Source organism: Cyanobacterium sp., assembly GCF_054166785.1.
The window spans coordinates 41,660-67,182 of sequence record NZ_JBSZCP010000025.1; the positions used below are offsets into that span (position 1 = coordinate 41,660).

A 25,523-nucleotide genomic window follows, 5' to 3' on the forward strand; every position below is an offset into this window, starting at 1 on the left:
ATTTTTATTAATATTTGTTACAATAACTTTTCTATCTTCATTTTACCTCGCTCCATCAAAGCTCAGGGCAAATTAACCACAAATTCAATTAATTCTTCTTCCACCATCAACCACAAGAAATTAAAGTTATCACCCAATACCGAGAATACGGTCACTACACCATCGTAACAGTAACTCCATGGGCGATCGCCTCTGTTGCTCGAAGATAACTTACCCTATCATCAAACCCAAAGATGGCTTAGTTTATTTCATGAAAAAAAATCTCCATATAAATTTACCCAAAGCACTTTTTTAACAAAGATCAATCATAAATTACCTCAGATCCATAAATTTGTTAAAATAATCACTTACAGAAAAAATAACAGAAACAATTTCTGCTAATCTAAAACTTATAAAATGCTCAATCCTAATTTAGACTCTATAGAACTGAATAAAGATGAGTACGAACGCTACGCACGACACATTATTTTGCCTGAAGTCGGATTGGAAGGGCAAAAACGTCTTAAAGCAGCGAGTGTACTCTGTATTGGTACAGGGGGATTAGGTTCACCCCTTTTATTATACTTAGCCGCCTCTGGTATTGGTCGCATCGGCATTGTAGATTTTGACGTAGTCGATCATTCTAACTTACAAAGACAAGTAATTCACGGCACTTCATGGGTAGGTAAACCCAAAATTGAATCGGCTAAAAATCGTATCTTAGAAATTAACCCCACCTGTCAAGTGGACTTATACGAAACCCGCCTAAGTTCAGAAAATGCCCTCAAAATTCTTGAACCCTACGACGTAATCATTGATGGTACAGATAATTTCCCCACCCGTTACCTTACCAACGATGCCTGTGTATTGTTAAACAAACCCAACGTTTACGGCTCTATATTCCGTTTTGAAGGACAAGCCACCGTATTTAACTATGAAGGCGGGCCCAACTATCGTGACTTATATCCCGAGCCACCACCACCGGGCATGGTACCTTCTTGCGCTGAAGGGGGAGTTTTAGGAGTTTTATGTGGTATTATCGGCACAATTCAAGCCACCGAAGCCATTAAAATTATTTTAGGAGTTGATCCTGCTAAAACCTTAAGCGGTAGATTATTATTATATGATGCCATGGGGATGAAGTTTAGAGAATTGAAATTACGTCCCAACCCTGTGCGCCCTGTCATTGAAAAACTCATTGACTATGAACAGTTTTGCGGTATTCCCCAAGCCGCCGCCGCAGCTAGTCAAAGTGAGGGTGAATTACAGGAAATGAGTGTAACTGAATTAAAAGAGTTATTAGATAGTGGTGCCGATGATTATGTATTAATTGATGTGCGTAATCCTAACGAGTATCAAATTGCTAAAATTCCCAATGCAACTTTAATTCCTTTACCTGACATTGAAGATAGTGATGGAGTTGCAAAAGTTAAGGAGTTGGTAGGAAATAAGCGTTTAATCGCCCATTGTAAGCTAGGTGGACGCTCTGCCAAAGCTCTCAATATCCTTAAACAACAAGCAGGAATTGAGGGAATTAACGTTAAAGGTGGTATTGCCGCTTGGAGTGAAGAAGTTGATTCCTCTGTACCCCAATACTAGATAAAATAAAAAAGGTGGGCATTGCCCACCCTAAAATTATTATACGTCCAACTCCGTGAGGTTTAACCGTGGTCCGTGGGTTTCGATAAACTCCCTCCTTGGGGCTACCCTATCACCCATTAAAACGGTGAAAATGCGATCGGCTTCCGCCACATCTTCAATCTCAACCCTTTTCATCATACGGGTTTCAGGATTCATGGTAGTATCCCAAAGTTGTTGGGGCATCATCTCCCCTAAACCTTTAAATCTTTGGATACTGTAATTGGCATTGCTAGGAAACTCAGCAATCTTTTCTTGCAATTCCCTTTCGCTGTAGCAGTAATAATGATTTTTACCTCTTTCTAATTTATAAAGGGGAGGACAAGCAATATAGATATATCCCTGCTCTACTAATTCCCTTTGATAACGGTAAAGGAATGTCAGTAAAAGGGTTCTGATGTGCGCGCCATCTACATCCGCATCAGTCATAATTACGATATGATGATACCTTAGTTGACTAGGATCAAATTCATCTCCTTTAATGCCTAAACCCAAGGCAGTGATTAGGGATTGGATTTCATTATTTTTATAAATCTTAGCGTCATCGGTTTTTTCTATGTTCAAAATTTTACCTTTTAGGGGCAAAATAGCTTGGAAACGGCGATCGCGCCCTTGCTTTGCACTATTATGAACAAAGACACCACTAGCTAGAGCAAAGTTATGGGTATGGGGTACCTCTATATCATAAACATCAATTAATTCTGTGAGAGACTCAATTTTTATTACTCTATGATTATAATTAGCAACGGCTTCCAAAACCTGCTCTTGATTGCCGTTAAAATAACGGTCACCAAAAGTTTCTAGCTTGAGTAAAGTTTTATCCTTTGTTTGTAAACGATATTGATTATAGGCTTCAGTATCTACATAACCATAATCAATTTCAATCTGCTTAAGGGCAGAGATAGTTTTGTTATAGTAGGTTTTCTCCAAGGCTTGACGACGCTTTTCTCGGAATTCAGGAGTCCACTGTTTTTTAGTTTCTTCTCTTCTCCAGTCTAATAAATCTTGATTTTGCCACTGCTTTTTAGCCAAGGTAGATAATTCTTGACGGGTAGAGGGATTATTTTTAAAAAACTCTTTTACTTTTTCCTTTTGAGTTTGACGATTATTTTCGTCACTCCAATATTTTTGTTGGGCTTCATATAGCTGTTGAGCATTTTTTTGACGATATTCAGGGTTACTGTTATAAAAATCTAGCCATTTTTCCGCCATGTAATTTTTATACTCAGCGTCTTCCCATTGGGCTTTAGCATTGGCAGATAACGTTTCACGAGTATCCTCTTGTTTCATCCTTGCACTCATCATCTGACGAAATTCGTCTTTTTGTCTGAGTTGACGGCATTTTTCTTTTACATCAGGACGGTGTAAAGTATGCTCTAGGTGCGATCGATGTAAGGCTAAATGCTCCTCAGCGCTTAAACGAAGCAAGTTAGTGGGGTTGTTATTTCTTTTATCAAAATCTATATGATGGCAATGTTGTCCGTCTTCTTTTTTATAAACACCCTGCCAACGGTTATGCCAGTCCGCTACTAAATGAGTAAATAACCAAGAATCAGAGCGAGGATTCCACACCATTTCATAATCATTAATGGTAATACCTTTTTCTTGGGTAGAAGATAGTTTACGGTACAAAGGCATTAAAGAATCTTCTGGGGTTAAATGTTGAGCTTGTTTATAGTTACCATCACGCAACATAAAACGATGATCTGGAGTACAAACGATCTGCTCGCCATTGTCTAAGGTGACTTTAATAACTTGGGTATTTTTCTTGGTAATGCGAGGGTTAATGATACGCTCAACACCAATAGTCCCCTCTGGGCGTATGGTATAGCAAAAATGCTCTTTACCCTCTTTTTGCTCTTCTACTAACTCTTTAAAGGTAATATTTCGACCATCTACAAGGGCGATTTCTGTCTCTCCTGAAAAACAACCCCCTGCACTGTCCCCTTCCACGAGGAAAATTTCGGACTCGGAGGGGTCTCTTGTACTACAATCTGCTAATTTTCCGGGTAAAGGTGAGGATTCTAAAACAGATTTACGGCGCACTAATTCCCTGGCACGACGGGCAGCTTCGGCGGCTTTAAAGGCTTGAACTGCTTTTTCAATGATGCTATCGGCTACATGGGGATTAAATTCTAAGTATTCGTTTAATACTTCTCCCACGAGGGAATCAACGATACCCCGCACTTCGGAGTTACCTAATTTTGTTTTGGTTTGCCCTTCAAATTCGGGATCGGGTACTTTGACGGAAATTACTGCGGTTAAACCTTCTCGAACGTTTTCCCCGGCAAGGTTAGGCTCGTTATCTTTAATTTTGTTACGTTTACGGGCAACGTTGTTTAAAGTTCTGGTTAAAACGGTTTTTAGTCCTTCTAGGTGAGTACCACCATCTACGGTACGGATGTTGTTGGCAAAGCCTAGGATTGTGTCGCTATAGGCATCAATACACCATTGGAAGGCGACTTCTACTTGTACGCCGTTTTTTTCTCCTTCTACATAGATAATGTCTTGGTGTAATACGTCTTTTTCCCTTGTCATATAGGTAACGTATTCTTTGATACCCCCTTCATAACAGTAGGTTTCTTCCTTGAGAGATTCTAAGCGGCGATCGCCAAAAGTAATTTTAACTCCCGCATTGAGGTATGCCAACTCCCTGAGACGATTGGAAAGGGTGGCGTAATTAAATTCGGTGGTTTCGCTAAAAATAAGAGCATCGGGCATAAAGCTGATGGATGTACCCGTGGAATGCTCCGCATCGGGCTGGGCGACTAATTCTGTAATGGGAATCCCTCTTTCGTAGCGTTGTTGGTGAAGATTGCCATTGCGCCATACTTTGACTTCTACCCACTCAGAAAGCGCGTTTACAACAGAAATACCTACCCCGTGCAAACCTCCAGATACTTTGTAACCACCGCCTCCAAATTTTCCCCCTGCATGAAGTACCGTCATTACGGTTTCGAGGGCGGAACGATTGGTACTGGGGTGGACATCGGTGGGAATACCTCGCCCGTCATCGGTGACACTCACTGAGCCATCTTTATTAATATCTACTTCAATATGGCTACAATGTCCTGCTAAGGCTTCATCAATGGAGTTGTCCACTACTTCATATACTAGATGATGTAAACCCCTCGGGCCTGTGGTACCAATGTACATCCCCGGACGTTTTCTAACAGGTTCTAACCCCTCCAATACTTGGATTTGTTCTGCTCCATAGTTGGAGGTTTGTTTTTCGATAGCCATATTTATTTTATTCCCATTGTGAAGGCTATAGGTTGCCTTATTTTTTATTAAATGATATTTTTACCCAAAATTATAGCACATTATACTCTATCAAGATTTAAAAGGTGTTATGAATGGTTTTTGGAGGAGGGGTGTAGAGTCCGTTTAGGAGGGGTGGGACAAATCTTAATTATTGGTAATGATTTTTTCGTAGTTTGTGGCGAAGTTTTTCCAACTATAGTCATTTTCAATCATTTTACGAGCATTATAAGCTATTTCTTGACCCAAATTACAGTTTTCAAATAATTTACAGATTTGTTTGACATACTCATCAATATGGTTGGCTCTTAAGGCACACAAAGGATTATCTGTGCTTAAACCTTCTAATCCCCTATCACTGGCGACGACGGGAATGCCCGTTGCCATGGCTTCGAGGGTTTTGTTTTTGATGCCAAATCCCGTACGCATGGGAATAACACATACCGAGGCTTTGTGTAAATACTCTGCCATGGATGGTACTCTACCTGTTACTACTACTCCTTTTTGTTGAGCAAGGTTTTGGACTTCTGGGGAAGGTTTTGAGCCGACTATCATCAGGGTAGTATCAGGATATTTGGCTTGGATGAGGGGTAAAACTTGGCGGGTGAAAAAACAGGCGGCATCGATGTTGGCGGAGTAGTCCATTCCTCCTGTGATGATTAGGCGATGATTGTTTACTGGATGTTGTCGAAAGGGGAAAATTTCTAAGTCAACACCATTGGGAATAACGGTAATGGTAGATTTTTTCGATATTTCCTTGATGGATTGGGCATCTTCGGCGGTGGTGACGACTAGATTGGTAAATTTTTGGCAGTATTTTTTTTCGTAACGGTATAGTAGGGGGAGGTAAATGCGATCGCGCCTTGGTTTTTCGGCGGTGCCTGTCTCTAGTTGATTTTTACAGGTGCGATATACTGAGCTATGGATATTAACAACGGTTTTAAGTTGTTTTTGCCATGGGGGTTTAATGTAGATTTCATTGACGCTATGTTCGCAGGTAATGGCATCAAATTTTTTATTTTCCACGGCTTTATCGATCCATTCTTTCATGGTTGGATTATAGTTTGCCACAACGCTGGGGGGAGTGCCTGTGATGAGAAATTTAACAAACCGTGAAATAAATCCCCCTTGATGGTTATGGTGTTGACGGGGAAAGGTGATGAGGGTATCAACGTAGGTTTTTAAGGCTTCGATTTCCGATGGTTGTATTTCTTCATCGATTTGAGTAACCATGGTTAGGTCATGATTTGTCTTTAGATATTTAATTAGATTAAATGTTCTTACTTGAGTTCCCCCCCTACTAGGGGGATAGGGGAAGGTATTGGATATTATTAAAATTTTCATGAACAATTAAGGGCGATCGCACTTATGCTAATAATTATTAAAAATAAAAAAGATTCTGGTTATTATAATCATAAAGTCATCGTCTAAATTTCATCATGCCTAAAGTTAGTGTTTGCATCCCAACTTATAATAGATCTGATTATTTAAAGTATTCTGTTAACAGTGTTTTAAATCAAACTTACTCAGATTTTGAGTTAATTATATGTGATGACGGCTCAATCGATAACACTGCTGAAATAGTTAATAATTTTAATGATAATCGTATAAAATATATTCGTCATCCCCAAAATATTGGACGTAGTAAAAATATGCGTTCTGGTTTTGAAAATGCCATAGGAGAGTATTTCATTAAATTTGATGATGATGATGGTTTAACAACCGATTTTTTAACAAAAACTGTCAAAGTATTAGACGAAAATAATAATATTGATTTTGTTTGTAGTAATCATTGGGTAATTGATGCTAATAATAATAGAGATGAAATAGCTACTCAAAAAAACTCTGACAAGTGGGGTAAAAGTAACCTAAAAGAAGGTATTATTAACGATTTAATTTATCAAACTTTTGTTTTACAAAGTTTACAGGTGGGGTCTAGCTTATTCCGTTATCAAGCCTTAAAAGATGTTGATTATATGAACCCTTTCGCCGATGGTTGTGAGGATTTTGACTTATTAGTTAGAATGGCGATCGCACAGAAGAAAGGTTATTTTTTACCCGATTTTTTAATGGAATATCGTTTCCATGGAAAGCAAAATAGCTTAAAACAAAACTTACATTTTTTAAAAGCAAAAAAATATTGTTTAGAAAGTTACAATTTTGAGAAAAAAAACCTAGAAGAGACTAGACAAAAAAAACTAGCAGATATAAATTTATGTCTAGGAATGAGAATGATAGAAAATAATCAAAATAACGAGGGTCGGATGTTAATAAAACAAGCTGAAAAAGTTTTAGGAAAATCCCCTCGCAGTTCTATTTCTCAAATTTTATCTTATTTTCCCCATCAACTAACTGAGTCAATTTTTAAAATTATTAGAAACACAAAACCAAAAGATTATGCCGATAAAGTAAGAGCTAATCGATGAACTACTTTAAATTTGTTGGGCTTTGTTTCCTCAACCCAACTCACTTATTATTAACCCATTTAAAATCTGATGCCTGCATTCTCCCATCGTTGTAGGGCTTCCCCGAGTCTGTCACAATCGGCAATCAAACTCACCCTCACATAACCTTCACCCCCTTCCCCGAAGGCATTACCCGGGGTTACTACCACCCCAGTTTTTTGTAATAAATCAAGGGCAAAATCAGTGGAATTAGAGTTGCGAGGGGTAGGAATCCAGAGATACATGGTTGCCTGAGAGGGTTTTACATCCCAGCCCATTTTTTTGATACCTTCTAGGAAGAAGTCACGGCGTTTTTGATACCTTTTTTGTACTTCGTGGATATAGCTATCGGGCAATTCGAGCGCGGTTTGGGCTGCGGCTTGGATGACACTAAAAATGCCGTAATCGAGGTTGGTTTTTAGGGTGCGTAATCCTTGGATAATGTCACTGTTACCGACAACAAATCCCACGCGCCAACCTGCCATATTGTAGGTTTTGGAGAGGGTATGAAATTCGACACCGATTTCTTTTGCTCCTTTGATTTCTAGTAAGCTGGTGGGCTCGTATCCTTCAAAGGCTAACTCAGCATAGGCTAAATCATGAACGAGCATTACTTGATAGTGTCTTGCCCATTCTACGGCTTGTTCATAAAATTCTCGGGGGGCAGTGGCGGTGGTGGGATTATTGGGGTAGTTGAAGTAAATAATCTTGGTTTTTTTTGCTACTTCTTCGGGTATGCTGTCAAAGTCGATTAACCAGTTATTTTCGGCACTGAGGCGGGGTGCGTAGATGTTTGCCCCTGCGATCGCAGGACCTCGATAATGGGCAGGGTATGAGGGGCTAGGGACGATGACAGTGTCCCCGGGGTTGACGTAGGCGAGGGCTAAGTGGGATAAACCTTCTTTTGACCCTAACAGGGGTAAGGCTTCGTTATCGGGGCTTAATTCCACGTCATAGCGTCTTTGGTACCATTGGGCGATCGCATTTCTAAAGTTGGCGGTACCTTCAAAGGGGGGATAACCATGGTATTGGGCAACGGAAAGGGCTTGTTTAGCGGCTTCTATAATTGGTTCGGGTGCAAAACCATCAGGATTACCCATCCCTAAGTCTATCAAGTCCAATCCTTGCTCTCTGGCTTTGGCTTTTAATTCATCTAAACGGGCGAAAACGTAGGGAGGTAAAGCACTTAAACGATCTGCACGGTGAATCCAATTATTTTCCATAGGTAGTTATTGATTTGGTGTTGAAAATTTTGTTCTTTGGTGTGGATGAATTAACAATTGACAATGGACAATTGACAATGAATCTTTTTCCCTGTTTAGTTAGAATTGAGGGGTAGTTTAGTAATTAGATGAAGTATTATTGAATCATAAAAGGCACTTAAATATTTTCCCTATTATTACCATTCCCCATTGCCTATTCCCCATTCCCCGCCTATATGATATGAAATATATACAGAACATCTACTATTTAAACCAACAATAATTAACTTTTCAATGAATAGTGTTAATAATTCTATTACAAAAGATACCTTTGCATTAACTACTCCTTTATATTATGTTAATGGTCTTCCCCATCTGGGTAGTGCCTATACTACGATGGCAGCCGATGCGATCGCCCGTTGGCAAAGGCTATCAGGTCATGAGGTGTTACTATTAACGGGTACAGACGAACATGGTCAAAAAATTCAACGCACCGCCGAAGAAAATGGTGTCGAACCTCAAGCCCATTGCGATCGCATTTCAGCTACATTTAAAGATCTTTGGGAAAAATTAAATGTACAATACGACTCCTTCAGTCGTACCACTGCCCCTAACCATGAAATCATCGTACAGGAATTTTTAGGGCGGGTATGGGAAAAAGGAGATATATATTTAGATCAACAACAGGGCTGGTATTGTGTCGCCTGTGAAGAATTTAAGGAAGAAAGAGAATTATTAGAGGATGGTTGTTGCCCTATCCATACCAACCGTAAAGCCGAATGGCGCGATGAGCAAAATTATTTTTTCCGTCTTTCTGCCTACCAAGAAAAATTAGAGCAGTTTTACGCAGAGAATCCCGATTTTATTCAACCTGTTAGCCGTCGCAATGAGGTACTAAATTTCGTTAAAGGAGGTTTACAAGATTTTTCCATCTCACGGGTAAACCTTGATTGGGGTATCCCCATCCCCGAAAACCCTGACCACACAATTTACGTTTGGTTTGATGCCCTCTTGGGTTACATTACCCCCTTAGTGGAGGAAGGAGAAGAAGTTACCCTCGCCAATGCCCTCAAAAAATGGTATCCCTACAACTTACACCTCATCGGCAAGGATATATTACGTTTCCATGCTATCTATTGGGTAGCCATGTTGATGTCAGCGGATTTACCCCTACCTAAACAGGTATTTGGTCATGGTTTTTTAACTAAAGATGGTCAAAAAATGGGCAAAAGTTTGGGTAATACATTAGATCCGATAGAACTTTTGCAAAAATATGATTCTGATGCGGTGCGTTATTATTTCCTCAAGGCCATTGAGTTTGGCAAGGATGGAGATTTTAATGAAACTCGTTTTGTCAACACCCTGAATGCTGATTTAGCCAATGATTTGGGTAATTTACTTAATCGTAGTTTGGGAATGTTGAAAAAATATTGTAAGGGTAGTTTGGATAATGGTTTGACTATCTCTGAGGATAATCCGATCAAAAAAATTGGCGAAACCCTGTGCGATCGCACTTCAATAGCATACAATAAATATCAATTCCATCAAGCCTGTGAAGAAGTCATGGAATTAGTCAGGGCTTGTAATAAATACATCGACGAAAGCGCCCCTTGGGCATTATACAAACAAGGGGAAAGCCAAAAAGTACAGGAAATCCTTTATAGCGTCCTCGAATCTGTCAGACTATCAGGGCTACTTTTATCTCCCATAATTCCTAATATTAGCACTAAAATATATCAACAATTAGGTTTTGATTATGACTTTAATAATAAAAACTTAACTATCAACACCGAAGCCCTCAAAGACCACTTTAGCTGGGGAATATTAAGTTTAAATAAAGATTTAAACAGAGCCGTTCCCATTTTTGCTAAACTCGAATTAGGAGAGGGCAACTAATTCCCAAGATAAATGCTATTCTCTGATTCTAGGGAATAGATATATACCTTGATAATTAAGTTAAACTGTTGATAATAATTGTGAAAACATAATATAATACAAAACCATAAAATTTTTATATAAAATAAACTTTAACACTCACAAATCAATAGTTAAAAAACGTATATAAAAGATACTTTCATATTTTTTTATCGTCTTATCTTGAGAGCATAGTAATAACTTTCCATCTTATAAAAATAAAACTTTTTTATATATCAACCATCTTAAAACTTACTTTAATAAACTTTCTTTAAAAAATTTTTAATATAACAAAAAAAGGATACACAAATGTGGGATAACTTCGATAGCGATCCCGTTTTTCCACCCGAACAAGTGCTGGAAAATCGGGGGCGCGTAGCCATTTTTATCGATGGCTCAAATCTCTTCTATGCTGCCCTACAGCTAGGAGTTGAAATTGATTACACTAAACTTTTATATCGTCTCACCGCTGGAGCAAAACTTCTAAGAGCCTTTTTCTATACAGGGGTTGACCGCACCAATGAGAAGCAACAGGGTTTTTTATTATGGATGAGACGCAACGGTTATCGAGTCATTGCTAAGGATTTAATTCAATTACCCGATGGCTCAAAAAAAGCTAACTTAGATGTGGAAATTGCGGTAGATTTAATGGCTTTGGTGGGCTCTTATGATACTGCGGTTTTAGTTAGTGGTGATGGTGATTTAGCTTATGCTGTGGATGCTGTTAGTTATAGGGGCGCTCGCATTGAGGTGGTTAGTTTACGTTCTATGACCAGTGATAGTCTTATTAATGTAGCAGATCGCTATATTGATTTGGAGCAAATTAGGGAAGACATTCAAAAACATCGCAAATCAAATTTGACCTATGACAGTTTTTCTCCCTATCATTTGACAGAAAATAGAGACGAGGAGTAATGGAGAATTGAGAGTTGATAATGGATAATTAAACTGATTTTTTATTTATTAATTAATCCCACATAATTAACTGTGTCATGAATTACATGGTTATGGGGGAATGTTCAGTAAATTTAATTTAAATTCATAATTAGATAAATTTTAATAGCTTAATCATGAAAATTGCAACGTGGAATGTTAATTCAATCCGTACGAGGGAAGACCATGTAAAAAAATGGTTAGTAGATCAAGATATTGATATTTTGTGTTTACAAGAAACTAAAGTAGTTGATCAAGATTTTCCTAGACAATCTTTTATAGATTTGGGTTATCACGTTTATGTTTATGGACAAAAAGCCTATAATGGAGTAGCTATTTTTAGTAAAAAGCCTTTTGAATTAATTAATTATGGATTTAATGCTATTCTTGATAATGAAGAAAAAGTAGGTAATTTAGATGAACAAAAAAGGGTAATTAGTGGAGTAATTGATAATATTAGAATTGTTAATCTTTATGTACCTAATGGTAACTCTTTGGGTTCGGAGAAATATGATTATAAGCTAAGGTGGTTAGCACTTTTACAGGAATATTTAATTACTATTAATCCTGAAAAAACTGATTTATTGGTATGTGGAGATTTTAACATTGCCTTGGAAGATAAGGACATATATAAACCAGAAGGCAGAGAAAAACACGTTATGGCAACTCCCACCGAAAGAGAAACATTAAGAAAAGTTGTAGATTTGGGTTTAACTGACGTTTTCCGTAATTTTCATCCCGAAGAGGGACATTTTAGTTGGTGGGATTATCGTCAAGGGGGCTTCGCAAAAAACCGAGGTTGGAGAATTGATCATATTTATCTAAGTCAGTCTCTTATGCCTCGGGCCATTGGTTGTGGAATTGATATAGAACCTCGAAAGTTAGTTAAACCGAGTGATCATGCACCCGTAATCGTAGAAATCTCTGATTAGAAGTTGATGGAGAGGTTACAAAAATCTAATGGTGGGCAATGCCCACCCTACCATAGGCTATTGTAGTAATCCAATACAGGGTTTATTGATGTTTACGGAAGGCTAGGGTAACGTTATGACCACCAAAACCAAAGGAGTTGGATAGGGCTACCTCGACGGGGATTTCACGGCTTTTGTGAGCGATGTAGTCTAAGTCACAATCGGGATCTGGGTTCGTTAGGTTGATGGTGGGGGGTACTTGGTTATGGGCGATCGCCATTACCGTTGCCACGGCCTCAATGCCTCCTGAACCACCCAAAAGATGACCAGTCATAGATTTAGTAGAACTAACTAATACCTTACTGGCATTATCTCCCAACGCATTTTTAATGGCTTTAGTTTCCGTCGTATCATTGGCGGGGGTACTGGTGCCATGGGCGTTGATATAGGTAATTTCATCGGGGGAAATTCCTCCATCCTTAAGGGCTAACTCTATGGCCCTTGTCGCTCCCAAACCTCCCGGCACAGGGGCTGTCATATGATAAGCATCACAGGTCATACCATAGCCCACCATTTCGCCATAAATTCTTGCTCCCCTTGCCAAGGCGTGTTCCCTTTCCTCGAGGATGAGAATACCGCAACCTTCCCCCATCACAAAACCATCCCTATCTTTATCAAAGGGACGACTAGCAATTTCAGGGCTATCATTACGGGTGGACATAGCTTTTGCTGAGGCAAAGCCAGCCATGGCCAAGGGAGTTACAGCGGCCTCGGTACCGCCACAAATCATCGCCTTAGCGTATCCAGAGCGCACTAAGCGGAAAGCATCTCCAATGGCATTGGAACCGGCGGCACAGGCTGTCACAGGGCAGGAATTAGGACCTTTTGCTCCCACATGGATAGCAGTTAAACCCGCCGCCATATTAGCAATCATGGTAGGCACGAGGAATGGAGAGACTCGCCCCGGCCCTTTGGCAAGTAGCACTTCCTGTTGGTCTTCCATTACTTTTAAGCCCCCAACTCCAGTACCGATGACAATACCTATATCATGGGCATTACTATCATCAATGACTAATTTGGCATCTTCCAGGGCCATTTTACTAGTAGCCACGGCAAATTGAGAAAACCTTGCCATGCGTTTGGCTTCTTTTTTGTCCATGAAATCGAGGGGCTCGAATCCTTTCACTTCCCCCGCAATTTTACAGGCATGATTGCTAGTATCAAAAAGGGTAATTAGACCAATTCCGTTGCGACCTTGAATTAAACCCTGCCAATATTCTTCGAGGTTATTGCCGATGGGAGTAATAGCCCCTAAGCCAGTGACGACAACTCTTTTTAGTTGTTGATTACTCATAATTTTTTACATATAAAACAAAATTATCCACTAAGGTGAGCAGATTTTTAAAAATAAAATTTTCCTTAAAAAGCGGGTAAGTTAAGTTCACAGAAAATAGGGTGTAATTCTGGTACTTAACCTTAACGCTCTTATGGTTATGGAAGGCGAGATGCCATTAAGCAGTCGCTTTGGTTTTTGTTTGGATATGTTCTACCGCTGCACCCACGGTTAAAATTTTCTCGGCTTCTTCGTCGGAGATTTCGATCTCGAAGGCTTCTTCTAATGCCATGACTAATTCTACTACGTCTAAGGAATCAGCATCTAGATCATTAGCAAAGTTTGCTTCGGGGGTAACATCCCCTGCATCTACGTCTAATTGTTCTACTACGATTTCTTTTACTTTTTCAAATATTTCTGAGTTCATATTTAATATCTATTTTATTATTTTAGTCCGTCTGTTGTTTGTTCTTGATAATTTCAAGTTAAAATACAACTATGACGGGTTAACCGTTTTTTAGTTTACAATTTTTTGGTCAGCAATTCATCATTATTATTAAAATTGCCTTTCAAATAAATGATTTATTTTGCTTTTTTGATCTAAAAAATTGTAGGGCTTGATAGTCAAGCCCCCTGTGGAATTAATTTAGTTTATCTAAAACCTACCGCTGCTTGCCATACGAAGGCTAACAAGAGGAAGAATAAAGGAATTACGGGTAAAACATCTACTAAGGGCTTGAATATGGCGTAAGCCTCTGGTAGTTGAGCTAGTAACATGGTTGCCTCCATTTATAAATTTTCCTTACTAAACAGATTTTTGTAATTAATATTTTATACTATCACCAACGGTGATTTTATCAATGCTCAAACTGTTAAAAGAATTTCATGGGGCTGATTATTCTGGCTATGGTTTTATAGGTTTCTAAGATGCGATCGCCATGAACCTGTACTTCATGGGTGGGGTAATTTTCGATAATTTCCATTAGGCTGATGCGATTATCGTTGAGGGCGGAGGTAACTAAAGCTCCCCGTAGGGCTTCGGTATTGGCTCGGTTTGAAGGGGTGGTGATAATTTCCCCTAAAGGATTCAAAAACATTAACCCCAAGGGACTGTTGAGGGTGCGAGAAAGGGTTACGGGGTTGACGGGGATTTCTCTGTTCAATGCTTGTTGCATCCTTTGTGGATCTTGCCCTGTGGCTCTAAAGTAGGTTCGGATTGTGGGGGACATTTCCCCCGTACGACTAAATTCTGATAATTCACTTACGGGGATGGGCATTCTATGGTGATGGTAACGAATTATTACTCGCTCTGCGGCGATCGCCCCTGCTGTGGGAATAGAGAAAAAGAAAACCACCCCCATCAATAATTGTCGTAGTTTACTAAAAGACATAACTTTTCAATAGTTTTGATTTTGAAGTTCAACAAAGCCTAGAAATTTAGACGAAAATTGACCCGAAAAAGATGCCCCATGAATTAACTATTAATTTGTGATAAAATTTTAGGAGTTGTGACACCGTCCAATCTTAATTATTATACGGGACTCAATTGTTCACACTTCAAGAGAATTTATCCATAATGTTAGATCTACAGGAAAACTTTACTATTTTAGCCATAGGTGCGATCGCCCTTATCATCCTAATATGGGGCTACAATCGGGGCAAACAATTTGGAGAAATGGGCATCCTTGCATGGTTACAATCAGTATCTTTGATGACCCCTTGGCTAATATTCTTCGTTTTTCTCGCCACAGGTATCTACATCAACTTTATCGGTATCATATTCCTCCTCATACTCTCCACCGTACTTTACACCTATCTAGGCAGACAAATTAGGAAAAAAGCCCTAGAGCAGAATATCACCTCTTTCAATTTAAATAATATCAACAATAACGTCTTAAAAATAGAACAAGACAACTCTGAAAAATCGAAGGATGAGCAAAAAACCCTCATCCCAAAAACCGACTCATCCTTTAGAAATCAAGTACCAGAGCCTAGCTTTACCCCCATTGATGAAGAAGACATCAAAATAATCAAAGGTATATTTGGTATTGAAACCTTTTTTAGCACCGAAACCATTCCCTATCAAGAAGGAGCTATTTTTAAAGGAAATTTACGAACTGAACCCGACATTGCCCACGAAAAACTGAGTAAAAAACTGAGTGAAAAACTAGGAGATAAATATCGCTTATTCTTAGTAGAAACCCCAGAAGGTAAACCTGTGGTAATTATTTTACCCAGTAGTAATGATCCCAAACCCCTTACCCTCGTACAAAAAAATTTAGCCCTAGTGCTATTGGTTGCTACGGCATTTACCTCCATTGAAGCCATCAGTATCCTATTAGGATTTGATCTCATCGGTAACTGGAATCGCTACCCCGAATCCCTACCCCTTACCCTAGGATTGTGGTTAATTGTTTTTGTCCATGAAATGGGACATCGCATCATGGCAGAAAAGCATAACGTAAAAGTAAGTTTGCCTTTCCTTCTGCCCAATATTCAGATAGGAACGTTTGGCGCTATTACCCGCTTTGAGAGCCTTGTTCCTAATCGTACCGTATTATTTGATGTAGCGTTCGCCGGGCCTGCTTTGGGGGGTGGTTTATCCCTCATAATGCTCTTTTTCGGTTTGGTGATGTCTGGGGGGAATAATGCCCTAGAAATTCCTACCCTCTTTTTTCAAGGTTCAGTCTTGGTAGGTGGTTTAGCCAAATTAATCCTTGGCTCTAGTCTTTCTGGACAAACCATTGGCATTCACCCCCTGATGATTTTAGGTTGGTTAGGGTTGGTCATTACCGCCCTTAACTGCTTACCTGCAGGACAACTAGACGGGGGAAGAATTATTCAAGCTATCTATGGTCGTAAAATTGCCAGACGAGCAACAATTTTAACTCTCGTTGTTCTAGGTATTGTTAGTTTGTTTAATACGGTTAATGCTTTACCTTTCTATTGGGCCATCGTCATTTTATTTTTACAAAGAGATTTGGAACGCCCAAATTTAAACGAATTAACCGAGCCTGATGATGGTCGTGCTGGTTGGGGTTTATTACTCATATTCATGGCTTTAATTACCCTCATCCCCATTACCCCCAGTTTAGCTATTCGCTTCGGTATTGGTATTTAATGGGGAATAATAAAAGAAACAATAAATATAGATAAATCGGACTTGGTATAGGTCGTGATGACAAAAAAAGGACAAAGAGCATAAAACCCATTGTCCATTATTCACATTGTTTATTTATAACCGAATACTTTTCCCATTAGTTCATGACAAAGTCACTGTTGAAGGTGATATTAAGGTTAGTTTCGGGACGAATTACTAATAAATCAACTCGGTTTCTGCCTAAAAATTGAGGAATGAGGGTGGCTAAAACTCCAGCCCCTGTACCGATTAATAATTCTCCTGTGGTGATGGTGCGATCGCCCGTAACCCCAGCAATAGCCGCAGCAGCAGCGGTACCAAGCGCCGCATTAGTAACTAAATTACCTACATTAGTACCACGGGAAACACTCTCAGTTTCAGTAATAACTTGAGAAGAAGCATCCACATTATACATTCTGCCATTAGGTAACTCGATAGTTCGGGCAAAAAACTGAGTACCATTACCACTAGGGCGTAACTCACCCATAACCATACTATCCCGGGGAATAATTACCGCTCCGCTACTATTAACCATGTTTTCTCGAACCACAAGGGTAATGGGAACAGTTTCGTTTTGAGTTAAAAGAATTTTTTCCGCCTCATAGGTAACGGGAATTTGGGTTCCTGCCATAATGCGGTTATCTGTGGCAACGGGTTGTTGGGTAACAATATAAGGAGAGCTTAAATTGGCAACCTGTCCTTGGGATGATAGGGCTTGGTAAATGAAAGCAGCTACCTCTGCACGGGTGGCATTACGGGTGGGGTTAAGCTGTCTGGTATTGGGATAATTTACCACCAGTCGTCTTTCCGTAGCAGCGGCGACGGGCGATCGGGCAAAGCCAGAAATAGCATTAGAATCATTGAAAAACCCTACCACCGTATCAACATTATTGGTAGGGGCGTAGTTTAAACCATTGGCCAAAGATACCAACACCTGCTCACGGGGAATATTTTGTTCAGGACGGAAAACATTACCCGGATAACCCGATAAAAAGCCCATTCGGTAAGCATTATTGATGGCTCCAGTTGCCCAATAATTACTAGGAACATCATTAAAATTAATTCCCCCACGGATATTATCCTTCGGCAGAGCACTCTGTACCATGGCCGCAAATTGAGCTCTGGTTACAGGGGCTTCAGGGCGAAAAGTTCCGTCAGGAAACCCTGCAATGACCCCCCTTTGTACCAATGCCCCAATGAACTCCGAAGCCCAATGGTTAGGAGACACATCGTTAAACTGATTACTTTGAGCCATCACAGGGGCTGGATTTATCAAAGCTGTGGTTAGGGTTAGAGGCAAAACTGCCGTCGAGCCGAGGGTAAGACTTAAAAATAAAGCCGTAGTGGTTTTATAGGAGTTTAATTTAGACATATTATAAAAAACAGATATTAAATTGCGTATCTACTCATTATGGACTATATAAAAATAAATTAAGTTCCCCGTAACGGTTTTGTATTAATTACTTTCATCGGCAAAATAAGCGGATAAAACCCTTTGTACGATGGGAGCAGCCACAGCCCCTCCTCCCCCTCCAGAGTGTTCCACAAAAGCCACCACCACAATGGAAGGATTGTCATAGGGAGCATATGCCCCAAACCAAGCATGGGATTTTCCAGGAGGAGCTTCCGCAGTACCACTTTTACCCGCTACGGCAATGTTGGGAACCGCAGCACCACCCCCCGTACCACTGGTAACTACGGCCCTGAGTCCTTGTTTAATGGTACTAATGGTTTCTGGTTTCATTTCCAAGGATTGTCTCTGGGCAAGATAGGTTTCTGGGTTATTTTCTAAATGGGGAACAATACGATAACCCCCGTTGGCGGTGATGGCAAACATACCGGCAACCTGTAGAGGGGTAGCAAGGGTAAATCCTTGACCAATGGACATATTGAGGGTATCCCCTGCGGTCCAATCCATGTTAAATCGTCTCTGTTTCCATTCATTGTCAGCAATCAAGCCGGGGTTTTCTTCGACGAGTTCGATGCCTGTTCTACTGCCAAAGCCAAATTTTCTTGACCATTCAATTAAATTTTCTCCCCCAATGCCATAACCGATTTGTCCATAGAAAGTATTACTACTCCAAGCCATGGAGCGAATGTAGTTCATCGGACCAAAACCCGAACGATTCCACTCCCCTAGAGCCATTCCTGCTCGACGGAGAAAGGCATAGGTAGGCAAAACCGTATTGGGAGGATATTTGCCTGTTTCCATTCCTGCGGCGGCGGTAACGACTTTGAAGGTGGAGGCGGGGGGAAAACCGACGATGGAGCGGTTAATAAAAGGGTTTCCTTGTCCTTGTACTTGTTGCCAAATTTCTGGGGTGATGTTCTCGGAAAAAATATTGGGGTCAAATCCTGGATAGCTTACCATGGCTAAAACACCACCATCACGGGGATCTAGGGCAACTACGGCTCCTTTGCGAGATCCTAGGGCTTCTTCTGCTACTTTTTGCAGTTCTAAATCAAGGGTCAGTTGTATATCTTCCCCCGCAATGGCTTCTTGTACTCCCACTCGGCGCACAACCCTCCCCGCCCCATCGGTTTCCATGACAATGCCCCCCCATTGTCCCCTTAGTTTGGACTCTAAACCTCTTTCCACTCCCATTTGTCCGATTACATCTCCAAGACGATAACCTTCGGAACGCATTTTTTCCAATTGTTCGGCATTAATTTCTCGGGTGTACCCGAGGACGTGGGAAGCAACTCTGTTGTTGGGATAGTTGCGGATGGTTTCTATACTTAGTTCTACTTCCCCTAATACTTCTCTATTTTCCTCGATCTCCGTTATTTGTTGAGGGGTAAGATTGTTCCCAACTTTTACGAGGGTAGGAGTATCAAGGCTTTCTCCTTTTAGCTTTTCTTGTAATTCTTCGGGGGTGATATTTAAGATTTGGGCTAATTCTATTTTGACTTCTTCCCAGTTGGGTTGCACTTGGATTCTGGGTAATAGGTAGGCGGAATGGGATAAACGGGTGGAAGCTAATACCCTTCCTCTGCGATCGAATAAGTTACCCCTAACGGGGGCTTGGGGTATAATTCTGGTACGGTTAGATGTTGCTTTATCGGCAAATTCTTGTCCTTTAATAATCTGAAAATAGGTTAGTCGAGATGCAATACCGCCAAAAAGGAACAAAGTAATCAAAATCATAATCATGATGGGTTGATCTTTTTGTCCTACGGTCAACCACTTTTTTTTCTTTTCTTGGGAAATGTTAGAAAGGGTGGTGTAGGGGGTTGTATTGGGAAATTTCTTTTTACTTTTACTTTTGAGGGGTACTAATTGCATTTTTCGAGGGAGCGATAATTTTTTTTAGATGGGGTTAAGAAGCTAGTAACCAATCAATTATAGGGTAACAAATTGTTAATTTCTATTCTGGTTTTCCACTGCACCATGATAATTTTTGGTTTTAAGGGATTAGTTACTTTGAGTTTGTCCTAAAAAGTAGCCTAATAGATATAATGAACCACAAATAACGATGTTATTTTTTGAAGGGTTGTTCATGGTAATGGCTTGATTTAGTCCTTTAAATATATCTAATTCTATTTGGATCTTGTCTAAGGTGGGGCAGGTTTGTTGGGCAATATGGGCTAGTTCCGTTGGTTCTGCACTACTATGATCGGGTACTGGGACGAGGATTAGTTGATCCTCTGATTTTAATAATGTTTTTAGGATTCCTTGGTGATCTTTTGTGGATAGCATTCCCATTACCCAAGTGGTTTTGGTGTTGAGGGTATCGACGTATGCCCTTAAAATTTTGGCGGAGTCAACGTTGTGGGCGCCATCGATGAGAATATCTTTATTTTGCCATTTTATCCATTCTAGTCGCCCTTGCCAACGGGTTTTTTTCATGCCTTGGATGATGGCTTTATGGTCAATGTTCCATCCTTGTTTGATTAAGGTTTGGATAGTGGCGATCGCAATGGCGGAATTATGTAGTTGTATATCTCCGTTTAAACTTAAGGGGTATTCTACTCCCCCATAGGTTGCCCATCGTTCTTGATTTTTAGTTATTGTTTGGGCAGGTTCGATGAGGGTATAAGGACATTGGAGGGTTTTAATTTTTTCCATGACCACCCCATGGGCTTCGGGGGGAAGTTTACCCACAATGACGGGACATCCTTGTTTGATTACCCCTGCTTTTTCCGTGGCGATTTTAGCAAGGGTATCCCCTAATCTTTGCCAATGTTCCCTACTAATAGAGGTGACGATACTAGCTAAAGGGCGATCGCCCACATTGGTAGCATCTAATCGCCCTCCTAACCCTACTTCCATCACTGCCACATCAACGTTTGATTGGGCAAAATAAAGCCAAGCAGCGGCGGTAATTACCTCAAACTGAGTGGGATATTCTTCGGGAGGGGTATCTGCAGGGCGAAGGTCAATGGTTTTTTTGATATGCCCTAGGATGTCAATTAAACCATCATCATCAATATATTGATTATTAATACAAATTCTCTCATTCCAACTAATGAGGTGAGGGGAAATAAAACGACCCGTTTTGTAACCAGCTTCCGTCAAAATAGAAGATAAATAAGCACATACCGAGCCTTTGCCATTAGTACCCGCCACATGGATAAAAGGCACTCTTTCTTGGGGATTGCCCAACTCGGCCAAAAGCCTCTTGATTCTTACCAAACCCAAATTTATGCCAAACCGCTGAAAAGGTTGTAATAAACTGTTAATCTCCCCTTGCCTGTTACTCACCAGTTAGATTCCCCCATAAAAAAAGAAAGTCCAAACACTTCCGTAGAAGAATCTGAACTTTTACTATCGGAGCGGCGGGATTTGAACCCACGACCCCCACTACCCCAAAGTGGTGCGCTACCAAGCTGCGCTACGCCCCGTTTCTCAACAGTATATGATTATAACGAACAAAACTTATCTTTGTCAAGTTAAAATGACTTTAAAGACTGAACGGCTTTTAGTAAGTCAGGAATAGCAGAATATGGCCAAGTACCTTCTGCCCCACGATGTTCATTAAGAATAATGCGTAAACCATAGTTATTTACATAACCATCAACCCCCAACCACAGTAAAGCGCTTTCCACTTCACAGGAAATGGTTTCTTCGTCCATTATGTGTTCCTTCATGCTCTCCATGGTGTCAGTTAGTTGAACTAGAAGGCGACAAAAATCTTCCATTTCAGGGGCAGATAATTCAAAGGCCCAATCATCGGAACCAATTAAACCTTTATAAACATCGGCTTTTTCTTGCCAACCGATACGCCAACCCTTTCCTTTTTTTAACACAATAATTTTTGGTTAATGGAAAAAAATAAGGCAGGCAACGCCCACCTTAAAATTATGATTAAGCCTCTACGGGGGTGGCTTCTTCTTCGCTAGCTTCCGTGGCAGGGGCTTCCTCTTCTGAAACGGCTTCCTCGGAGGTTTCTTCTTCCGTAGCTACCACAGGGGCAGAAACTTCAACGGTTTCTTCTACTTCAGGAAGTTCGTTTTCTTCAAATTCAATGCCTTTGTCTAATTTCATGGTTAAGTAACGAATTACTTCTTCACTTAGACGCATATTTTTTTCGAGGGTCGCAACCTGAGAGCCATCCCCAGTGAAGTAACTTAAGATATAAAATCCTTCTTGAAATCTTTGAATTTCATAGGCCAAACGACGTTTGCCCCATACATCCATGGACACTTTTTGCGCACCTAAGTCTTTGAGAAGATCACGGTATTTGTGCATCTGCTGGTTTACTTGCTGTTGGGTTAAGTCGGGGCGCAAGATAAACATTAATTCGTAGGTGTTGATAGTAGTCATTTTAAAATTTTTCTCCTTATGGACTATAGTGGCTTCCTTCTCTAGTTTAAGAAGCAAGGTTGTTTTTTGTTGCCAAACAAATTATGATAACACTTTTCGTGACGCAGTAAAAGTAGTAAATTGATATTTTTTGAAAATGTTTTACTCTGGATTTTTTAAAAAAGGTATGCTATAATAATTTACTGTACCTTGCGGATGTGGCGGAATTGGTATACGCGCACGCTTGAGGGGCGTGTGGCCTTGGCCTTGCGAGTTCGAGTCTCGCCATCCGCATTAAAACCAACTACCAAAACCCCACCGATGGATTTGGGGGCTAGTAGTAATTATTAGGATACTTTACACGTCCTATGTACTAATTATTTTTTCCATCTAAAAATAAAAAATTAGTCGATTATCACTGCTTGTCTAGTGTCGTCATCGTTGATGGTTAGTTCTATTTGTAGATAGGTAGGGGGTAAATGGGGTAATAATTCTGACCATTCTATGGCAGTAACACCCTGCTCAACTTCTATGCCTTCCCAGTAGGTTTGGAGGTGTAATTGTTTAATCTCTTCAGGTTGTAAGCGATACAAGTCGATGTGATAGAGGGGTAAACGTCCTTCTAAATATTCATTAATTAAAGTAAAAGTGGGAGATGCGATCGCACCTTCGATGCCCAAACCAGCCCCTAACCCTTGAATAAAGGTAGTTTTACCTGCTCCCAAATTGCCCCGTAATAAAATAACCGTATTAGGGCTTAAATCTTGGGCTATGTTTTCCCCTAACTTTCTGGTTTCCCACTCATCGGCTAACCGAATTATTTTTTTATCCATTTATCTTGCCCATAATTAACCAAACTTAATTTTAACTGGTTAAGTTGATTGGTGAAATTAGTTTTACATAATTCACTCATACTCCACAATGCCTTTCACCATAACAAGGGGCTTAAGCCCCTTGCCTCTTATCTTCTTACCCAAACCTACTCAATTATCAATAACAATGACAGGAATAGTGCTACTTTCTAATACATTTTGAGATACCGAACCCATTAATATATCCCGATGAGTGTTACGTTTACCCATCACAATTTCCGACACTCGAAAATCTTCAGCAATCCTTAAAATCGTTTCTGAAGTTGAACCCTCCCTAACCAAAAATTGATAATCTATATCCGCTAAAACTTGACTGATAAGTAACTTTAGAGCATCCACATCAGAGGACTTATCATCTTGAATGACGTGTAAAACCATCACCTCTGCATTACTTCTTCTTGCCATTTCCGCTGTTTTGGTTAATACTCCTTTAGTCTCTGGGGAGTCATTCACCGCCGACAACAACACAATTTTATTATCCGTCATCACTTTGGTAGGATCAACCTCCCCCCTTTGTAATAGCTGAGGTGCAAAAGTGGGAATTGCCCATGCCCCAAGGGGTGCTGTTACTAATATCGATAAAGCTGCGATCGCCAATATTTCTTCACCTCCATCAATGCCTAAACCCAAAGGAATAGCCCCCACCGCCGCCTGCACCGTTGCTTTGGCGGAATTGGCAGGGAGTAAAAATAACTTTTCCTTACTATTCCAATTACTACCCCACGTAGATAAATACCAACCCAACATCCTGCCTACCAAAGTACCCACAAAAATGATGACTAAGCCAACCCCCAAAGTATTACCCAATATATCTAGTTGGATATTTGCCCCTAATAATACAAAAAGAAAAATCTGGGCTACCTTCCAAAGGGTGTCAAAACCTTGTCTTAACCTCCTACCCAAAGGAGGAGCAAATTCTATTAAGAAAAATCCCCCGCCCATAACGGCTAAATAACCAGAAAAAAATGGATATTCACTGGCAATTATCACTAAAAGCAAAGCCAAACTAGCGGTAATGATAGTATCATATATGGAATTTTGAGAGACTTTTTTAGTCACTAATAAAAATACTAAAATTTTAGCCAACAACCATCCAAAAATAACTCCCAAAACAATTTGTAAAACTAGCTGTAAAGGCAATGTTTGTAAAGAACTTAAATTAAAATCTGCCCCCTGAGAAAATAGAGCAATTAACAAACTAAAAATCAATAATAACAAAACATCAGATAACGCACTTCCCGTCAAAATAGCATCAGGAATTCCTTTTTTTACTCCCCAGCCTAAACTTTTTAGTCGCAACATCCCCGGCACAATGACAGCAGGAGACTCCGCTGATAAGATACATCCTAAAAGTAACCCCGTAGGCAAGTCAAAGTTTAAAAAATTCATTGCCAAAAAAGTAATCATTACCATCTCACAAATAGCTGGTAAAAACCCTAATCTAAGGGCTACACTTCCTTGTTGTTGCAATTTTTGACGGTCAAGCCCTAACCCTGCTTTCATTAAAATAATCATTACTGCAAGGGTTCTAAAGCTATCGGCAGATTCTAGGGCAGATTCACTCAAAATATTAATACCTTGAGAGCCTAAAATGATTCCTGCGAGTATCATTCCCACTAAGCTAGGAATTTTTAATTTACTAAGGATTTCCCCCGCAAAAAAACCGATGATTAAGATTAAAGCTAAGTCTAAAAGCATTTTTTGTCAAAAATAAAATTTTTAATTTGTAAAGTAAGTGTATCGATAAATTCAAGATAATAAAAAACTTTTTGTCCTCCTGGTGCTACCATACGGTGTATGGTAGATAATTTTATTAAAATTCTGCTTCTTGAAGTAAAAATAATAATTACCACTTTTTTATAATTATTAACTTTAAAAAATAATTTTTATTAATATTTGTATTGATTTAAGGGGTTTTGTCTTTTACTGTCAACAAGTTACTCTACTTTCTCTATGAATAATTTCAAGCTAAAGGAATAAGTCCCTCTCCATGGCAGAATGTAAGGGAGTGTGAACTACTCACATTCGCTACGCTGAAATGTGAGCTTCTTACCCAACAGACTGCATTATAGTAGATTTCTTGCGTCCTCTATTATCTCGTCTTACATCTGGGCGATAAGCTGAAACTCCAGTTCCTGAAGCCAAAATTCG

Annotated in this window: 20 protein-coding genes and 2 tRNA genes; 7 read left to right on the forward strand and 15 right to left on the reverse strand. The window is 39.9% G+C overall.

The window, feature by feature from the left end; translation table 11 throughout:
- Positions 1-396 precede the first annotated feature (396 nt).
- Positions 397-1,578 carry a molybdopterin-synthase adenylyltransferase MoeB gene (gene moeB, locus ACXITR_RS04500; RefSeq protein WP_457996035.1) on the forward strand — a complete coding sequence of 394 codons (1,182 nt, stop codon included), beginning with the start codon at positions 397-399 and terminating at the stop codon, positions 1,576-1,578.
- A gap of 39 nt (positions 1,579-1,617) precedes the next feature.
- Here moeB and gyrB read toward each other — a convergent pair whose 3' ends face one another.
- Complete coding sequence (gene gyrB / locus ACXITR_RS04505; protein ID WP_457996036.1) at positions 1,618-4,860, reverse strand: DNA topoisomerase (ATP-hydrolyzing) subunit B; 3,243 nt, start codon at positions 4,858-4,860, stop codon at positions 1,618-1,620.
- A 165-nt stretch (positions 4,861-5,025) separates the two neighbouring features.
- Complete coding sequence (locus ACXITR_RS04510; RefSeq protein ID WP_457996037.1) at positions 5,026-6,222, reverse strand: glycosyltransferase family 4 protein; 1,197 nt, start codon at positions 6,220-6,222, stop codon at positions 5,026-5,028.
- Positions 6,223-6,317: 95 nt separating this feature from the next.
- Here ACXITR_RS04510 and ACXITR_RS04515 point away from each other — a divergent pair, with 95 nt between their 5' ends.
- Positions 6,318-7,304 carry a glycosyltransferase family 2 protein gene (locus ACXITR_RS04515; protein WP_457996038.1) on the forward strand — a complete coding sequence of 329 codons (987 nt, stop codon included), beginning with the start codon at positions 6,318-6,320 and terminating at the stop codon, positions 7,302-7,304.
- Between the two features lie 59 nt (positions 7,305-7,363).
- Here ACXITR_RS04515 and ACXITR_RS04520 read toward each other — a convergent pair whose 3' ends face one another.
- Complete coding sequence (locus ACXITR_RS04520; RefSeq protein WP_457996039.1) at positions 7,364-8,545, reverse strand: aspartate aminotransferase; 1,182 nt, start codon at positions 8,543-8,545, stop codon at positions 7,364-7,366.
- Between the two features lie 273 nt (positions 8,546-8,818).
- Here ACXITR_RS04520 and metG point away from each other — a divergent pair, with 273 nt between their 5' ends.
- The 3 genes from metG (at position 8,819) to xth (ending at position 12,303) form a co-directional block, all read left to right on the forward strand.
- Positions 8,819-10,420, forward strand: coding sequence for a methionine--tRNA ligase (metG, locus tag ACXITR_RS04525; RefSeq protein WP_457996040.1), 1,602 nt, complete (start codon positions 8,819-8,821; stop codon positions 10,418-10,420).
- 327 nt (positions 10,421-10,747) lie between these two features.
- Positions 10,748-11,353 carry a LabA-like NYN domain-containing protein gene (locus ACXITR_RS04530; protein ID WP_457996041.1) on the forward strand — a complete coding sequence of 202 codons (606 nt, stop codon included), beginning with the start codon at positions 10,748-10,750 and terminating at the stop codon, positions 11,351-11,353.
- A gap of 155 nt (positions 11,354-11,508) precedes the next feature.
- Positions 11,509-12,303, forward strand: coding sequence for an exodeoxyribonuclease III (gene xth, locus ACXITR_RS04535; RefSeq protein WP_457996042.1), 795 nt, complete (start codon positions 11,509-11,511; stop codon positions 12,301-12,303).
- An 82-nt stretch (positions 12,304-12,385) separates the two neighbouring features.
- On the opposite strand, the gene fabF is transcribed toward xth, so the two are convergent.
- From fabF to ACXITR_RS04555, 4 genes are all read right to left on the reverse strand, one after another.
- A complete protein-coding gene (fabF, locus tag ACXITR_RS04540; protein ID WP_457996043.1) occupies positions 12,386-13,636 on the reverse strand; it encodes a beta-ketoacyl-ACP synthase II in 1,251 nt (416 codons plus the stop codon).
- Positions 13,637-13,793: 157 nt separating this feature from the next.
- A complete protein-coding gene (gene acpP, locus ACXITR_RS04545) occupies positions 13,794-14,042 on the reverse strand; it encodes an acyl carrier protein (RefSeq protein WP_457996044.1) in 249 nt (82 codons plus the stop codon).
- Between the two features lie 224 nt (positions 14,043-14,266).
- Positions 14,267-14,404: a photosystem II reaction center protein K gene (locus ACXITR_RS04550; RefSeq protein WP_457996045.1), complete on the reverse strand. Its 138-nt coding sequence runs from the start codon at positions 14,402-14,404 to the stop codon at positions 14,267-14,269.
- 83 nt (positions 14,405-14,487) lie between these two features.
- Positions 14,488-15,006 (reverse strand): alpha/beta hydrolase, encoded by a 519-nt coding sequence (locus ACXITR_RS04555; RefSeq protein WP_457996046.1) that lies wholly within the window; start codon positions 15,004-15,006, stop codon positions 14,488-14,490.
- A gap of 185 nt (positions 15,007-15,191) precedes the next feature.
- On the opposite strand from ACXITR_RS04555, the gene ACXITR_RS04560 reads away from it, so the two are divergent.
- Positions 15,192-16,736, forward strand: coding sequence for a site-2 protease family protein (locus tag ACXITR_RS04560; protein ID WP_457996047.1), 1,545 nt, complete (start codon positions 15,192-15,194; stop codon positions 16,734-16,736).
- A 136-nt stretch (positions 16,737-16,872) separates the two neighbouring features.
- Here the strand turns inward: ACXITR_RS04560 and ACXITR_RS04565 are convergent, their stop codons facing one another.
- The 6 genes from ACXITR_RS04565 to rpsF form a co-directional block, all read right to left on the reverse strand.
- On the reverse strand, positions 16,873-18,126 hold the full coding sequence (locus ACXITR_RS04565; RefSeq protein WP_457996048.1) for an S-layer homology domain-containing protein: 1,254 nt from the start codon (positions 18,124-18,126) through the stop codon (positions 16,873-16,875).
- Positions 18,127-18,210: 84 nt separating this feature from the next.
- Positions 18,211-20,040 (reverse strand): penicillin-binding protein 2, encoded by a 1,830-nt coding sequence (gene mrdA / locus ACXITR_RS04570; RefSeq protein ID WP_457996049.1) that lies wholly within the window; start codon positions 20,038-20,040, stop codon positions 18,211-18,213.
- Between the two features lie 129 nt (positions 20,041-20,169).
- Positions 20,170-21,459: a bifunctional folylpolyglutamate synthase/dihydrofolate synthase gene (locus ACXITR_RS04575; protein ID WP_457996050.1), complete on the reverse strand. Its 1,290-nt coding sequence runs from the start codon at positions 21,457-21,459 to the stop codon at positions 20,170-20,172.
- A gap of 66 nt (positions 21,460-21,525) precedes the next feature.
- Positions 21,526-21,599 (reverse strand) — tRNA-Pro (locus ACXITR_RS04580).
- Positions 21,600-21,647: 48 nt separating this feature from the next.
- The gene (locus ACXITR_RS04585; RefSeq protein WP_457996051.1) at positions 21,648-22,004 is read right to left on the reverse strand and encodes a DUF1818 family protein; all 357 of its coding nucleotides are present in this window, start codon (positions 22,002-22,004) and stop codon (positions 21,648-21,650) included.
- Between the two features lie 58 nt (positions 22,005-22,062).
- On the reverse strand, positions 22,063-22,521 hold the full coding sequence (rpsF, locus tag ACXITR_RS04590; RefSeq protein ID WP_457996052.1) for a 30S ribosomal protein S6: 459 nt from the start codon (positions 22,519-22,521) through the stop codon (positions 22,063-22,065).
- A gap of 191 nt (positions 22,522-22,712) precedes the next feature.
- Here rpsF and ACXITR_RS04595 point away from each other — a divergent pair.
- Positions 22,713-22,794: transfer RNA gene (locus ACXITR_RS04595), tRNA-Leu, on the forward strand.
- Positions 22,795-22,904: 110 nt separating this feature from the next.
- Here ACXITR_RS04595 and tsaE read toward each other — a convergent pair.
- Positions 22,905-23,333 (reverse strand): tRNA (adenosine(37)-N6)-threonylcarbamoyltransferase complex ATPase subunit type 1 TsaE, encoded by a 429-nt coding sequence (tsaE, locus tag ACXITR_RS04600; RefSeq protein ID WP_457996053.1) that lies wholly within the window; start codon positions 23,331-23,333, stop codon positions 22,905-22,907.
- A 150-nt stretch (positions 23,334-23,483) separates the two neighbouring features.
- Entirely contained in the window at positions 23,484-25,070 is a 1,587-nt protein-coding gene (locus ACXITR_RS04605; RefSeq protein ID WP_457996054.1) for a cation:proton antiporter, read from the reverse strand.
- Between the last annotated feature and the right edge of the window lie 453 nt (positions 25,071-25,523).